Source organism: Flavobacterium helocola (genome assembly GCF_038289885.1).
GTDB classification, from domain to species: domain Bacteria; phylum Bacteroidota; class Bacteroidia; order Flavobacteriales; family Flavobacteriaceae; genus Flavobacterium; species Flavobacterium cheniae.
In genome coordinates, this window is record NZ_JBBYHT010000001.1 from 904,703 (window position 1) to 919,318 (window position 14,616).

Below are 14,616 nucleotides of genomic sequence, written 5' to 3' on the forward strand. Positions count from 1 at the left end.
AAAGAGGCTGATGAAAATCAGCCTCTTTTTTATTTATAATCAAAATCGATATTAGAAGTTAGCTCTATTATCTTTAATATCTGCTTTGTCTTTTAAAGCTGTATATGCTTTAGAAACGCCATATGATTGATTTTGTGTTCTGTCTTGTGTAATATAAGTGGTGTAACTTGGAACTTCAGGAGCTTTAGTTACTGCTTTAGCTCTTACCATAAACATACCTGAATTTCCTTCAATAATTTCAGAAGTTTTACCTGCAGCTAATCCAAATGCTTTACCTACAACTTTAGGTTCGTTACCAATATTTGGAAGAACTGGCATTTTTAAAGAAACACCAGTAGCAGGTTGAACTGTAGCGCCAGATGCCTTAGCAACCGCTTCTAAAGAACTACCACTCATTTTTTTCTTGATAATTTCAGCTTTTTTCTGGTTCTTAATGATTGGTTCAACAGATTGTTTTGCAATATCAAGAGGTAATAAGCCGCTTTCGTTTCTATCTTTTAATTTTGCAATAACAAAACCTTGAGGAACTTCAAAACGTCTAACATCACCTATTTCAGTATCTTTGTTGAATGACCATCTGATGATTTCTCTTTGAGAACCTACTCCTTGAACATATTCGTCAAATCCTTTTAAGTTAGTAGCTGGAATTACTTCTAATCCTGCTTTTTTAGCTAAAGCTGCAAAATCTGAATTTTCATTAGCATCTGCTTCTAATTGACTTGCTTTTGTGTAAATAGCATCAATCGTACCTTCAGATGGTTGAACTTTTTGAGCAACTGTTCCCATTAAAACAGCATCGTATTTGTCTGTAACTTTAATTACGTGGAAACCAAAATCTGTTTCAACAACACCAATTGAACCAATAGCGTTATTAAATACATAATCATTAAATTGAGGAACCATTTGTCCTGGAGTAATGTTGTCGTACTCACCACCATTATTTTTAGATCCTGGATCGTCAGAATTTGTCATAGCTAACATAGCGAAATTTCCTGGATTAGCTTTTGCTTGTGCTAATAAGTCATTTGCTAAAGCTTGCGCTTCTTCTTTAGTTCTAGTTGCAGTTGATTGAGGAGCGCCTTTATAAGCTAATAAAATGTGACTTGCTTTTGCGCTTGCATTCCCTTTTTTAGCAATCATTCTAGAAATACATTGGTGTCCGTTGAAAACGTATGGTCCGTAAATTCCACCAACTGGTAAGTTGAATAATGCTTCTTGATAATCAAGAGGTAAATCTTTTTTAGCTAAATAAGTTGAATCAAATTTAATGTCAGAGTTTGCATTAACAAATTCTCCAACATTTGCAACTGAATCAAATTTAGCTCTAACTTCACCAATTGAAGATAACATAGCTTGCTCATCTTCTTTTGATGGTTTGTTTTCTACTAATACAAAGTCAATACTTGTTGTATTATCTGATTTGTATTTTTTAGGTGATTTTTTCATAAAATCGATAATCTCAGCATCAGTAACCTTAACTTGATCATCGTTTACAGTTGAAAAAGCAACCGTTACATAATCGAAATCTGCTTTATCGTTTTCTAATTTGTATTGGAATTTACCTTCAGCTTTAGTTGTATAAACACCTGATTTAATCATAGTGTTATACATTTGCTCAACAGCATATCTTTCAATATTTTTTTCAAATTCTTTCCATTGTAACCATTGAGTTTGGTCTGGAGCGTTTTTGATTCCTTTTAAAGATTCTTTGAATTTATTTTCGTCAAACTGACCAGCAGCATTCAAAAATTGAGGATTTTGAGCTAAGTTAGGATTTTGTTTGATAACGTTGATTAATTGTTCGCTACCGATTTTTAAACCTAATTTGTCAAATTCTTCTGTAAGGATAATTCTTCTAACTTCTTGTTCCCAAGCGCTATTCATAGCTTGAGTTGTGCTAGTACCTTGTCCTTGTTTTTCAATCATAGCAACATTTTGCATAAATTGTTGTGCTTCAATGTCTGTGCCATTAACCGAACCTACATCGTTAGCTCCTGCGCTAAATGTGCCGCTTTGAATAACATCTGCTAATACAAATGAAAACAATGCTAAAGCAATGATAATAATTAGGAAGAATGAACGTTGTCTAATTTTAGATAAAACTGCCATTTTTATTTGTGTTTAATTTTTTTCAGAGGGCGAAAATACAATTATCTATTTAATAATAAAATAGTAAAGTCATATTTTACTTCAATTTTTTAAAGATTTTTATCTTTTTTCTTCTTTTATGGAAAAACGAACCAATTCGATTTTTTTATTACTTGCCGAATGGATGATAATTTCGAAATTTTCTATGATAATTTTTTCTTCATTTATCGGAATTTCCTTAGTGTGATTTACGATATAACCACCTAAAGTAGTGTACGAATCAGATTCTGGAATTTGTAAGTTGTATTTTTCATTTAAGAATTCAACTTCTAGTCGGGCAGAGAATAAATACGTGTTTTCTTCTATGATTTCGTCTATCAATTCTTCATCTAAATCGTGTTCGTCTTCAATTTCTCCAAAAAGTTGTTCAATAATGTCTTCCACAGTTATAATGCCAGATGTTCCTCCATATTCATCTAAGACCACAGCGATACTTTTTCTTTTTTTGGTTAGTAAATCTAAAGCATCTTTAATGTAAATGGTTTCTGGAATATATTCCACAGGAATCATGACACTTTTAATGGTTTTTGGTTTTTTGAATAATTCGAAAGAATGTACATAACCTAAAATATCATCAATAGAATTTTGATAAATAAGCAGTTTGGAATAACCCGTTTTTATAAATAAATCTTTCAGTTCTGAAATCGAATCTAAAATATCAACACCACTAATTTCGGTTCTTGGCGTCATGATATCTCTTGCTTTCAAATCAGAAAATTCTAATGCGTTTTGAAAGATTTGAATTTCGGAATCAATTTCATTATCATGCGAAACATTGTTCATTTGTTCCGTAATGTAGTTACCTAATTCTACTTTACTGAAATATTCTTGGACTTGATCACCAGGAGTTTTAAAGAACTTTCTTAAGATAATATCTGAAATCCAAATGATAAACTTTGTAGGCCAAAAGAATAATTGGTAGAAGAAATATGTAGGAACTGCGAAAAATTTGATAAACGAATTTGCATAGATCTGAAAAAATACTTTTGGAAGGAATTCGGCTGTCAATAGTATAATTGCAGTTGAAATTAATGTTTGTAATAATAATCCAATAAAAGCAGTAAGTTCAAAATAATTTTCTAGCCATTTTATTATTAAATCTCCAGAGTAAAATCCATAAACGACTAATACTACATTGTTTCCAACGAGCATTGAAGTGATAAACTGAGAAGGTTTTTCGGTAAGTTTATTAAGGATTGAAGCATTAAAGTTTTGTTGTCTTTTCTCAATAGATAAATACACTTTGTTAGAAGAAACATAAGCGATTTCCATTCCTGAAAAGAAAGCCGAAAGCAATAAACAAATTACAATAATGGCTATCTCCATTTAAGATTTACTTTTTTTGGTATTTGTTGTGAAAATGTCTTCTAAAGAAAAACATTCCTATCGAAACACCAGCAATAATTAGACTTAAGCCTATGTCACTTAACTCTTTTCCTTCTTGATATTTTCTAAAAGCATCGTATAAGAAGAAAATTGCAAAAATTAAATAGATATATTGGATGAATTTTAAATAAGCCATAGTGAAATAATTTTATCAAATGTAATAAAAAGGAAAATGCAAAACAATTATTTGTCAGAAGTGTTTACTTCACCACTACTTTGTTGCATGTTAAAAATTTTGAAGTCTTTACTGAAGTCTACTCCTGGACCTTCTAAATATCCACCAGCTTCGTCAGTGTATTTAAAATGTTTTTCTGTAAAGAACCACTCGTTTTTTTGGTCAAAATACAATTGAGATGTTTCTAGTTTTTTGCCATTTTGAGAACTTATGACAACATTGCCTTGTAAGTCAATAATATCTGTTTTCTTATAGGAAATGGCGTAATCTGCAACTACTGTTGTTGGATTTCCTTTGTCGTCAAGTAAAGTTACGTGAATGCCTTTTGGAAACTCGGTAAAAGGATTGTTAATATTGCTGTAGTCCAACATTTTTGGACTTTTTAAAATCGACTTGATTTTGCCAGAATCGGTGTATTTTAAATTTAAAGTGTCGGCTTCTCCAGTAGGTATAAAACTTGTTTCGCTAAGTTGTTGTACCTTTTTGATGTCACTTTCACATGAAAAAAACATAGTCACGATAAATATCGTGACCATGTTTAAAATATTATTTTTAATGAATAGCTTCATCTTATAAGCTTGGAACTACAATGCTCTCTCCAACCCAACAGTTAAAAGCAACTCTTTGCCCTGCTTTTCCAGATTGGAAAATTTCTGTTTTAGATGGAGCAGCGGCTCTATAACTTGCAGCGGTTTTACTTGCTGTTGCTTTGATTGATGAATCAACTGCGCCAGCTTTGTCGCAATATTGTGCTGCTAACCAGTACATTGCTCTTTTTTCAAATTGGTCATTTCCACAATCATTAATACTACTTCCGTATAATTGAGCAATTAACAAATAAGCTTTACCGAAAGATGGTTTTACAGATAAAGCTTTTCTTGCATAAGTACGAGCTTGAACCTTATTTGATTTGCTATACATTGCAGCAATTCTGTAATACACATTAGCTTTCTTAGTGTTGTCAGTATATAAGTTAGCAGCTTGATTGAAATAATCTAAAGCTTTAGTAGTATTTTTTCTTTGAATTTCTACTACACCTAATTGATATGCTGCATCAGCACTTGGGTTTAATTTGTAAAGAGCTTCAGATATTTTTGAGAATATTGGATCAGAATCACATCCTTTAGCATCTAAACGGCTTGCAGCTCTTTTTAACCATTCCTCATTGGTTTTATTTAACTCAAATCCTTTTTGGTAGAATGGAATAAGTTTTTCGCAAGTAGATAATTCTAATACGATGTTATCCATGTCATTTCTAACGTTTCCAAAAATTTCTAAACTATTTTCAATTCTAGCTTTTCTTGTTTTTTCTTTGTCAGATAAAACTTGTCCAGCTTCTTCTCTTGTTAAGAAACCATCATTCTCTTCTGATAATTCTTTTTCTTCTTCATCAAGTTTTTTAGAAATATCGTCATATTTATCAAATACTTGTTGTAATTCAACCCCTTTATTTGCTTTGTGTTTGTTTACTAAGATTTCAAAGTAAACATACATTGCTTTTGCATATTTGAAATTTGCATAATCAGTTTTAAATGCATCATCAAGTAATTGATATACTTCGTCTGAAGTTCCAATTTTATTTTCAAACAATGCTAAACCTTTTTTCATTTTATTCCCAGCACCATTGTTTGGGAAATGTTGATCATGCTCATCATATAATTTTAATAAATCACGAACGTATTTTTCTTTATCTTGAGGTGTTGTTGCTTTTTCAATTTTCAACTTAATAGCTAATTCTCCAAAAGAGTAAATACTTTTGTGGAAAGAAGGACAATCTTTTCTTAAAGTTGTTAAATAATCGTAAGATGTTGCATCTTTAGCTTTAACTGAAGTTGTCATTAAGCTCAAGGTTTCTGTACAAGCTTCAGTGTTTTGAGCTTGAACAAAAAAACCAGCTATAGCAATAAATAGTAAAGTTAATTTTGTTTTCATTTTTTCTTCCTGTAAATATTTATTAATCAATTTTTCTTTTTTCAAACCACTTAGCTCCAAGATTTAGCCCAACACTTACATTAAAATAATTTTCTTCAATTAAGCCGTTTGATGAAGTTCCTCTTTTTCCAAATTCGAAACCTAAATCGATTTTTGAAACTCCTAGTGGTAATCCTAATCCAAAATTCATGCCATAATCTTTTATACTCTCATTTTTCAATACTAAACCTGTGTTTTCATATTTGAATCCAGCTCTGTAAACAATTCTATCAAAGTAGTTTGAAAACGAGTCGTATTTTGGAATATAATAACCACCAAGTGCAAAACGAGTTGAGTTTTCGTAAGCGACCGAAGTGCTTTCGGCAAATCTATTAACTAAGTTTTTATTTTGGGTGAATGTTAGTTCAGTTCCTAACAACCATTTTTTATTTTCGCCTAATCCAAAACCTAAGCTTAATTTGCTTGGAATAATTACTTGTTTGTTTGGTATAACAATGTCTTCAGTGTCGTTTGATAGTTCAGTTCCTGATGAAGAATAAATAATTGTTGCTATGCTTCTAGAGTTATTTGTGCTCAATTTGCTTTCTGGGCTATAGGTTAAGCTCGATTGAAATGTAAGTTTTGAGTTTATTTTAGTATTGTAAAGCATTCCAAAATTAAAAGAAACTCCATTTAATTCACTAATATTTCTCTCAAGTGTTGTGTATTGAATAAAATCTGGAGCTAAAATTCGTTCATTAAAATCATTTGTAATGTCTCCAAAATGATATGCAAAATCAAAACCAATACTTAAGTTTTTATTAAAAGTATATGAGCTACCCAAAAAAACTTTGTTGATATATCCATTTCCTTGAGATCTGTAGTAGCGAGTGTCTTCAGTTGAAACAATCACGTTTTCGTTTTTATATCCAACAGCAGAGTATGGCATTAATCCAAAAGCTACACCGAATTTTCCTAATGGTAAGCCAACAGCTAGATAATCAAAACTTGTTCTCTGTGCTTTTTCTTTTTCTGTGTCAGTACTAAAATTTGTAAAAGAAGATGTTCCTCCAACAGCGAAAGTGGTTAATTTTAGTTTTGAATAAGAGGCTGGATTCATTAGTCCTAATTGAATACTATCTCCTGTAATTGCCAATCCTCCCATTGCTCTAGCGTCTTGAGTTCCTCGGAATTTCACTTCTCCTAATCCATAGTAAGAGTAAGGTGATGCGGTATTGTCTTGTCCCCAAGAGACTATTGAAACAAAAATACTAGCAAATACTATAAGTTTTTTAATCATTTTTTTGTGTGTATAGTGATAATAAGTTCAAACTTTCTAATAAGAAATTTGAATTGGCAAATATGGTGCTTTTTAATCTTTTAGCCAAAAATTCTGTGTCTCCTCCTGTTAAAATTATTGTTAAATCTTGATTTTTAAGGGAATATTGTGAAATAAACCCTTCAATTTCAAAAATTACGCCATTGATTACACCACTATGAATGGCACTTTTTGTGCTATTTCCTATAATATCGAAATTCTCACTTAGAGCTAATAACGGTAATTTTGAAGTGTAATTGTTTAAACTTTTATATCTAATTTTAATTCCGGGCGATATAGCACCACCTAAATATTGATTTTCATTATTCACAAAATCATACGTAATGCAAGTTCCGGCATCAATAATTAATCTGTTTTGATTTGGGTATATTAATGTAGCTCCTGCAGCTAAAACCATTCGGTCTATTCCTAAGGTTTCTGGTGTGGCGTATAAATTAGTGAAAGGAAATTTCGATTTATGGTCAATAATTTCTGTTTGGAAATGACTTTTGATGAAATTCACCACTTCTTCATCTAATTTTCCAACCGAAGAAAGGATGATTTTTTGAAGATTTGAATATTTTTTAAAAATATTTTCAAAATTTTTCAGCGCTTCATTTGTTTCAAAAATAAAAAAGGCGAGCTGCTTATTGTGTTCAAAGACAGCAACTTTAATTCTTGAATTTCCAACATCGATTGTTAAAAGCATGGTTTTGTTTTATGAAGTGCAAATATACAAATTGATTTTTTTTATTATTTGTTTTGGAAAATATAAAAATCGTTCTATATTTGCACCCGCAATCAACAAGCAGTAATGCTCTAAATTGTAAAGGTACCTTAGCTCAGATGGTAGAGCAATGGACTGAAAATCCATGTGTCCCTGGTTCGATCCCTGGAGGTACCACAAAAACCACTCAAATGAGTGGTTTTTTTGTTTTATATTGGTTTGTAAATGAAATTATAAAATCATTTCTTCATAGGAAAGTACCACTGGATAACCTTTTTCTTTGAAATATGCTGTAGGGTTTTCTTTAGAAATCGCCATTACAAAATCGCCACCCCAAGCTCCTAAGCTTTTTATTACGCCTTTAAAATCTGGAAAAAGTTTTTCTTGAATGGTTTCAATTTCTAGAACATCACTCATTATAATTTCATGTTTCTCCATTTGTTTGGCGAATTCTTTTCCTTTTTTACAATCTATGGCATCGTAAGTAATGGTGTTGATTTTTGAAATCACAGCATTTACATGATGGTGTTTTGACATGTAATTTGCAATAGCCATTTTGCTGCTTTGTTTCTGATTCAAATACACAAAATGAATGTTTTCTTTGAATGATGGATTAAAATGAATCGCCTTGAAATGTGGTTTTTCATTTTCTAAATGATAGACAATTGGAGAATTTGATTTCGCACAAGCAATATCGTATCCGCTTCCGCCAAAACTTTTTTGTAATAATTCAAATGCATCAATGTTTAGCCAATCACCAATGCTGTTTATTAATGTTGATGATGTTCCTAATCCCCAAAGGCGAGGAAAAGTTAAATGGGTTTCAATTTCGTAGCCTTCTTTCTCTAAAAACGTTGGATTTTGAATAAAAGCCTGATGTAAAATTTCAATTAAAGTATTTTTTACAGCGGAATTGTTTTCGTTTGTGATTTTAGTTTTTACTTCTTCAAATAAAATAATGTCTTTAAACCAAATACTTTTGTCGTAATCAAAACTCGTCCATTTAATTTGGTTTTTTGTTCCTTGTTTTACTACTAAACTTTGTCCGAATTTTGTAGGCAATGCTAATGCTTTTGCACCATCTAAAACAACATATTCGCCAGTTATGAGTAATTTTCCGTTACTGTAAAAAGTTTGGGTTTCCATTAACTTCTGATTTTTTCCAAATAATCGACAACCAAACTATGAGAAACTGTAGTGTTTTTGAAATAATCTAACACTTGTTGTTTTTCTTCTTTGGTAGCTTTGTGTTGGTTTAAAATATTCATTAAGTGCATTTTCATGTGACCTTGCTGAATTCCGGTTGTAGTAAGCGAGCGTAAAGCAGCAAAGTTTTGTGCTAAGCCTGCAGCAGCTACAATTTGCATTAATTCTTCGGCAGAAGGTTTTCCTAATAATTCCATTGAGAATTTTACTAATGGATGTAATGAAGTTAAACCTCCTACAGTTCCTAGTGCTAAAGGAATTTCCATCCAAAAAGTAAAAATATCGCTTTCAATTTTCACATGTGATAAACTAGCATATTGTCCAGCTTTACTTGCATAAGCGTGAATTCCAGCTTCAACGGCTCTGAAGTCGTTTCCTGTTGCTAAAACTACTGCGTCAATTCCATTCATGATGCCTTTGTTGTGAGTAACTGCTCTGTAAGGTTCTACTTCGGCAATGCGAACAGCGGTTGCAAATTTTTGAGCAAATTCTGCTGAATCGATGTTTTTATCCTCTGAAAGTTGATCTATCGGACAAGAAACTTCAACACGAACGGTACAATTTGGAACAAAATTGCTCAGAATACTCATTACGATTTGAATATTTTTTTCATCTGAAGTAAAATCAGCATATTCATGAGCTTGGTTTTCTAATGTTTTTGCAAATTGCTCTAAACACGTATTGATGAAATTCGCACCCATGCTGTCTTTTGTATTGAAAGTAGCATGCAATTGATAATAATTTGGAATTTCGTTGGTTTTATCTCTAAGTTCGATGTCTAAAATTCCGCCACCACGCTTTTGCATGTTTTTGGTGATTTCTTGAGTGTCATCGAAGAAAATAGGTTTTATTTTATTGAAAAAAGCAGTTAGTTTTTCTGTATTTCCATTGAATAGAAAATGTACTTGACCAATTTTTTCGGTATTGATGATTGTTGCTTTAAAACCACCACGTTCTCCCCAAAATTTCGCCGCTTTTGAAGCAGCCGCTACCACCGAACTTTCTTCGATAGCCATAGGAATAGTATAGCTTTTTCCATTAATTATGAAATTTGGAGCTACTCCATAAGGAAGATAAAAGTTGGTTAAGGTGTTTTCGATGAATTCATCATGTAATTTTTGTAAACTTTCATCGGAATTCCAATATTTTACAATGCTTTGTTTTGCTTCTTCTGGGTTTACGAAGTAGGTATTGGTAATCCAATTTATTTTTTCTTCTTTAGATAATTTTGAAAAGCCTTTAACATTTTGATTCATAGCAGTGAATTTGTTTCAAATAGAAGGCAAAGATACTAATTGGATTAATTAGGAAGACTATTTATCCATTTAAATAAAGTGGTTTCAAATAAAATTTTATCAATTGGTTTAATAATAAAATCATTCATACCAACTTCTAAACATTTTTCTTTTTCACCCGTTATAATTCCTGCGGTAATGGCGATAATAATAGTGTTTGGATTTGTTTTTCTAATTACAGTTGCAGCTTCGTAGCCATTCATTATTGGCATTTGAATGTCCATAAAAATAATATCAGGTTTGTTTTCTAATGCTAAATCAACAGCTTCTTGACCATTTCTTGCTTCATAAATGATGCAATTTGGCACTCTGTTTAATATTAGAGTTTTGGTCAACAACATGTTTATTTTGTTGTCATCTACAATTAAAATTTTAACTGGGTTAAGTAAAACTTCTTCTTTAGTATCTTGTATTGGTTGATTGTTATCTGAATTATTTCGGTTTATGTAATTTTGTATAGTATCATTTTTTATTGGTTTTATGATGCTTTGCAGATTTTTGTTGGTTCCTGTTTCGCTAAATTTCGAATTGGAATTTTGCATTACAATTATAGATATGGAAGGCAAATCATTTAACTCGTTTATAATGTTAATTGTTCTTGTTTCCGATAAATATTCCAAATCTAAAAGCAATAAATCGTAATTATTTTTGGAAATAAAAGTAGCAATGTTTTCTAGGTTATTTTGGTAAACATCAGCATCGATAGTAAAGCTTTGCAACATATTTTGGATTAATGACGCTACCAATTGATTGTCCTCAATTATTAAAGCTTTTTTAAAGTTGTGCTTATTTGTATTTAAATGGTTGTTACAAAATTCTGATTTTAATTCTAATTCAAAACTAAAAGTAGAACCAACATTAGGTTCGCTATCAATTTCTAATTTACTGTTCATTAATTTAAGAAGACTGTTGGTAATGGTTAATCCAAGTCCAGTTCCTCCATAATTTCGTGTTGTAGAATTGTCTTCTTGTGTAAAAGCTTCTAGAATTTTTTTCTTGTTTCCTTTTTTGATTCCGATACCCGTATCTTTAACACTAAATTTGATTCTTGATGATTTATTGTCAATATTTACAGACGAAACTTCTAATTCGATTTGTCCTTTTAAAGTAAATTTGATAGCGTTGTTAAGTAGGTTTTGTAAAATTTGTTTCAATCTAATTTCATCTACCCAAATGGCACAATGTACTTCTTTGTGGATATTTACAATGAGTTCCAAATTTTTCTGATGCGCCATAAATTTCATCATATCAACAGATTGATTGATGATGGCATGTAAACTTGTTTTTTCTTTATCGATGATTAATTTTCCTGCTTCAATTTTAGAAATGTCTAAAATATCATTTACCACATCTAATAATGAAGATGCCGATTGATTTACGGTTTCTAAATGTTGTTTTTGAATTTCGGTTAAATCAGAACCTAATAGTAAATTGCTAAATCCGATAATTCCGTTTAATGGTGTTCGAATTTCATGACTCATATTGGCTAAAAATTCTGATTTTGCTTTGTTTGAAGATTCGGCTAATTCTTTAGCAATTACAGCTTCTTCAGCTACTTTTCTTTCGGTAATGTCAATTAATACACCTTCAATATAGGCTACTTCGTTGTTTATGATGATTCCTTCTCCGTATTCTTCAACCCATACATATAATCCGTCTTTTTTTCTAATACGACAGGTTACTTTGTAGGGCTTTCTCTTTTGTAAAGCTTCGTTAATAATGAGTCTTAATTTTTCTTCTTCTTCAGGGTGATAAAGATCAAGTAATGAAATTTTATTACTCATAAAATCATCACGATGATATCCAGTAAGTTTTTCTATTTCGTCATTTAAATAGACTTTTGTTCTTGCTTCATCGTATTTAACTAAAAAAACAGAAGCAGGAATATTATTGGCTAATAGTCTAAATTTTTCTTCGCTTTCAGCAATTGCTTTTTCATTGTTGATTCTTATAATGGTTGAAGAAATATTGTTTGATAGCGTAAGAAGAATACTAATTTCTTCATCAGTCCAAATGCGTTCATTTTTGCAATCATCAAAGCCAATAAATCCTAAAAAAGTGTCTTTGTCAAAAAGAGGAATTATAAGAATAGAAACTATATTTTGGGTAACTAATAAATTTTTAAGATTGCCCTCTGGTATGTTTTTAATTAAATTGATATATGGTTTTTTCTTCAAAACAATTTGCATAAATTCGGCAAATTCTTCCTGCTGCATATTTTGAAGTTCTGGATTATCTATTTCTGCCAAATCGGTTTTTGAAACCCATTCAAAACGTTGGCTTATTAAATTTGTTTTGATGTCGTTTTCAAAATAATACAATCGGTCAACATTTAATACTTTCCCAATTTGTTCAATTGAAGTATCAAAAATCTGATTTTTATCTTTATGAATTAATAAGTTGCTCGTTACGTTTGCAATTGCGGTTAAAATTTCATTTTTATAAATGATTTGATTTTCAGCGTTTTTCCTTTTTGTGGTTTCAATTGCTAGCGCTATGATTTCGGCAACTGTTTTACAAAAATTGATGTCTTCGTTGGTCCAATATCTAAATTCATGAATAGCTTCAATACATAAAATGTTTTTAAGATCGCCTCCAATGTAAATAGGAATATCTAACAACGATTTAATATCGTATTTAGGAAAATATTCTGTTGTAAATTCCTTTAAAGAATCATCTTTGTATACATTTGAAGCAATAATTATGGGTTGAGATTCAATGTTTGAAATATAGGTGTTAATATTTGTTTTAGGGATTTTTAAGTCGGCATAATGTTTTTCTTCACTATGCACATAAATATTTTTCAAATCAATGTGATCTTCATTGAAATCCCAGAGCGCTACACGATCGATTCGCAATCCGATAGCGGTTTCTTTACAGATGTGTCTTATTAAATCATCTAAGCTTGGAAATGTTAAAAAATTTAATGTTGATAGTTTGTTGGATATAGAATTTAATCTACTAATTTCTTCAACTCGTTTGTGTTCTTCAAGTTCTATAAGTTTGGTGTTGGTAATATCTCTAATGATGCAGGAAAAACCAGAAACTGTATCATTTTCATCTCTTTTGATAGTTACTTTTTGTGACACCCAAATTTCATTGCCATTTTTTTTAATTATGGGGAATTCTAAAATATCAAACTCATCTGTTTCTGAGATAGAATCGACATAAAATTTTGATACGGTGCTTTTGAAATCATCTCTAATAAAATCACTAAAGTGTCTTCCTAAAAGCTCTTCTAATCTATAGCCTAATGTTTGAATTGAAAATTTGTTAGCATAGATTATATTGCCATATCGATCACTTTCATAAATGATGTCTTTAGCATTTTGAATCAAATTAGCATATTTTGTTTCCAGACTAATTTTAGAAGTTACATCTTGACCAGTAGCAACGTAAGTATTGTTAGTTTGTTTAAAGTCGGTCCACTGTATAAACTTATAATCGCCGTTTTTACACTTTAATTTCCGGAAATAAACAGCATTTGGTTTGAATTTATTAGTGTGGTCAACTGATTCAAATTCAGCATCTTCTGTTAATTGCCAAAAAGCCTTTCCTAAAACTTCGTCTGGACTATATCCAAGGATTTTAGTTATTGAATCATTACAATAAAGCACATTGCCTATGCTGTCAGTAGCAATAATAATTGAGTTTGTATTGTTTATAATATCTTGTGTAAAAATCAGTCTTTCGTTTACTTTAATGTTTCGTATTATTTGCCCTAAATGAATGATCATAATAATAAACAAAGCATTTATTAGGGTTACAATGGTTATTGTTTCTTCATTTTTTAAAATGGTAAGAAAAAATAAAAGAATGAAGTTAGTGCCAATAAAAATTAGATATGTGGTAAATCGTTTAAAAATTGCAAAAGCAAAAAACAGCAGTAATAAATATTTTGAAAACAAAAGAAAGTTCATGTTTTCTTTAAAAAAACCATAAATTACAGATAAAAGCAATAAATAAAAACAAATTCTAAAAATGGTGTAACTGTATTTGGCTATTTCTTTTTTTGATGTTATTATGAAAATAAAAACACAAAAAGCACCAATGAGAAATTCAAAATAGGAATTAACACTTTTAGATTCATTAAAAATCAAATAGAACAATTCGGCAACCGGAAAAATCAATCCGAGATACAAAAAATAATAGCGATATTGCGAATTAGAATGGTGATTTACTGTGTTTCTTAAAGTTCGAAAATCAATATTAGACGATTTTAATTGAAAATTAAAAAACAGCCCAAAAACGGTAAGCAGTAAAATTAAATAAAGTAAAACATACAAATTAGCAACCACTAAAGCGTTGGAAAAAAAAAAGAATCCATTTTGTAGTGTTACTGCCATTTATTTATCTTGCCATTTCAAACATAAATGTAGTTAAATATTTTTTAAAAATCAAAAACTTTATTAAATGAAGTTAAAATTATGGTTAATTCATATATTTTCAC

General features: G+C 30.5%; 10 protein-coding genes and 1 tRNA gene. 1 reads left to right on the forward strand and 10 read right to left on the reverse strand.

Going from position 1 to position 14,616, the window contains the following annotated elements:
• Nucleotides 1-51 precede the first annotated feature (51 nt).
• The 7 genes from AAEO58_RS04120 to AAEO58_RS04150 form a co-directional block, all read right to left on the reverse strand.
• The gene (locus AAEO58_RS04120) at nucleotides 52-2,109 is read right to left on the reverse strand and encodes a peptidylprolyl isomerase (RefSeq protein WP_341682129.1); all 2,058 of its coding nucleotides are present in this window, start codon (nucleotides 2,107-2,109) and stop codon (nucleotides 52-54) included.
• Nucleotides 2,110-2,208: 99 nt separating this feature from the next.
• A complete protein-coding gene (locus AAEO58_RS04125) occupies nucleotides 2,209-3,474 on the reverse strand; it encodes a hemolysin family protein (protein WP_341682130.1) in 1,266 nt (421 codons plus the stop codon).
• Between the two features lie 7 nt (nucleotides 3,475-3,481).
• Nucleotides 3,482-3,670, reverse strand: a complete 189-nt coding sequence (locus tag AAEO58_RS04130; protein ID WP_133610206.1) for a hypothetical protein — start codon at nucleotides 3,668-3,670, stop codon at nucleotides 3,482-3,484.
• A gap of 47 nt (nucleotides 3,671-3,717) precedes the next feature.
• A complete protein-coding gene (gene lptC, locus AAEO58_RS04135) occupies nucleotides 3,718-4,245 on the reverse strand; it encodes an LPS export ABC transporter periplasmic protein LptC (protein WP_341682131.1) in 528 nt (175 codons plus the stop codon).
• Nucleotides 4,246-4,279: 34 nt separating this feature from the next.
• Entirely contained in the window at nucleotides 4,280-5,641 is a 1,362-nt protein-coding gene (locus AAEO58_RS04140) for a tetratricopeptide repeat protein (RefSeq protein ID WP_133610208.1), read from the reverse strand.
• Nucleotides 5,642-5,663: 22 nt separating this feature from the next.
• Nucleotides 5,664-6,920, reverse strand: a complete 1,257-nt coding sequence (gene bamG / locus AAEO58_RS04145; protein ID WP_341682132.1) for a BamG family beta-barrel-assembly machinery protein — start codon at nucleotides 6,918-6,920, stop codon at nucleotides 5,664-5,666.
• On the reverse strand, nucleotides 6,913-7,647 hold the full coding sequence (locus AAEO58_RS04150; protein ID WP_341682133.1) for a type III pantothenate kinase: 735 nt from the start codon (nucleotides 7,645-7,647) through the stop codon (nucleotides 6,913-6,915). The genes bamG and AAEO58_RS04150 overlap by 8 nt, the downstream gene beginning before the upstream one ends.
• A 122-nt stretch (nucleotides 7,648-7,769) precedes the next feature.
• On the opposite strand from AAEO58_RS04150, the gene AAEO58_RS04155 reads away from it, so the two are divergent.
• Nucleotides 7,770-7,842 (forward strand) — tRNA-Phe (locus tag AAEO58_RS04155).
• A 54-nt stretch (nucleotides 7,843-7,896) separates the two neighbouring features.
• Here AAEO58_RS04155 and AAEO58_RS04160 read toward each other — a convergent pair.
• From AAEO58_RS04160 to AAEO58_RS04170, 3 genes are read right to left on the reverse strand one after another with little or no spacing between them, the layout of a single operon-like run.
• A complete protein-coding gene (locus AAEO58_RS04160; RefSeq protein WP_341682134.1) occupies nucleotides 7,897-8,811 on the reverse strand; it encodes a GYDIA family GHMP kinase in 915 nt (304 codons plus the stop codon).
• Nucleotides 8,811-10,127 (reverse strand): hydroxymethylglutaryl-CoA reductase, degradative, encoded by a 1,317-nt coding sequence (locus AAEO58_RS04165; protein WP_341682135.1) that lies wholly within the window; start codon nucleotides 10,125-10,127, stop codon nucleotides 8,811-8,813. Before AAEO58_RS04165 ends, AAEO58_RS04160 begins: the two co-directional genes overlap by 1 nt.
• A 44-nt stretch (nucleotides 10,128-10,171) precedes the next feature.
• The gene (locus AAEO58_RS04170; protein ID WP_341682136.1) at nucleotides 10,172-14,512 is read right to left on the reverse strand and encodes a PAS domain S-box protein; all 4,341 of its coding nucleotides are present in this window, start codon (nucleotides 14,510-14,512) and stop codon (nucleotides 10,172-10,174) included.
• Nucleotides 14,513-14,616: the final 104 nt, after the last annotated feature.

Excerpts from the sequence above, each read along its gene's own strand:
- AAEO58_RS04160 (WP_341682134.1), bottom strand. The coding sequence starts at position 8,811 with ATGGAAACCCAAACTTTTTACAGTAACGGAAAATTACTCATAACTGGC.
- AAEO58_RS04120 (WP_341682129.1), bottom strand. The coding sequence starts at position 2,109 with ATGGCAGTTTTATCTAAAATTAGACAACGTTCATTCTTCCTAATTATT.
- AAEO58_RS04140 (WP_133610208.1), bottom strand. The coding sequence starts at position 5,641 with ATGAAAACAAAATTAACTTTACTATTTATTGCTATAGCTGGTTTTTTT.
- AAEO58_RS04170 (WP_341682136.1), bottom strand. The coding sequence starts at position 14,512 with ATGGCAGTAACACTACAAAATGGATTCTTTTTTTTTTCCAACGCTTTA.
- AAEO58_RS04150 (WP_341682133.1), bottom strand. The coding sequence starts at position 7,647 with ATGCTTTTAACAATCGATGTTGGAAATTCAAGAATTAAAGTTGCTGTC.
- AAEO58_RS04130 (WP_133610206.1), bottom strand. The coding sequence starts at position 3,670 with ATGGCTTATTTAAAATTCATCCAATATATCTATTTAATTTTTGCAATT.
- AAEO58_RS04165 (WP_341682135.1), bottom strand. The coding sequence starts at position 10,127 with ATGAATCAAAATGTTAAAGGCTTTTCAAAATTATCTAAAGAAGAAAAA.
- bamG (WP_341682132.1), bottom strand. The coding sequence starts at position 6,920 with ATGATTAAAAAACTTATAGTATTTGCTAGTATTTTTGTTTCAATAGTC.
- lptC (WP_341682131.1), bottom strand. The coding sequence starts at position 4,245 with ATGGTCACGATATTTATCGTGACTATGTTTTTTTCATGTGAAAGTGAC.
- AAEO58_RS04125 (WP_341682130.1), bottom strand. The coding sequence starts at position 3,474 with ATGGAGATAGCCATTATTGTAATTTGTTTATTGCTTTCGGCTTTCTTT.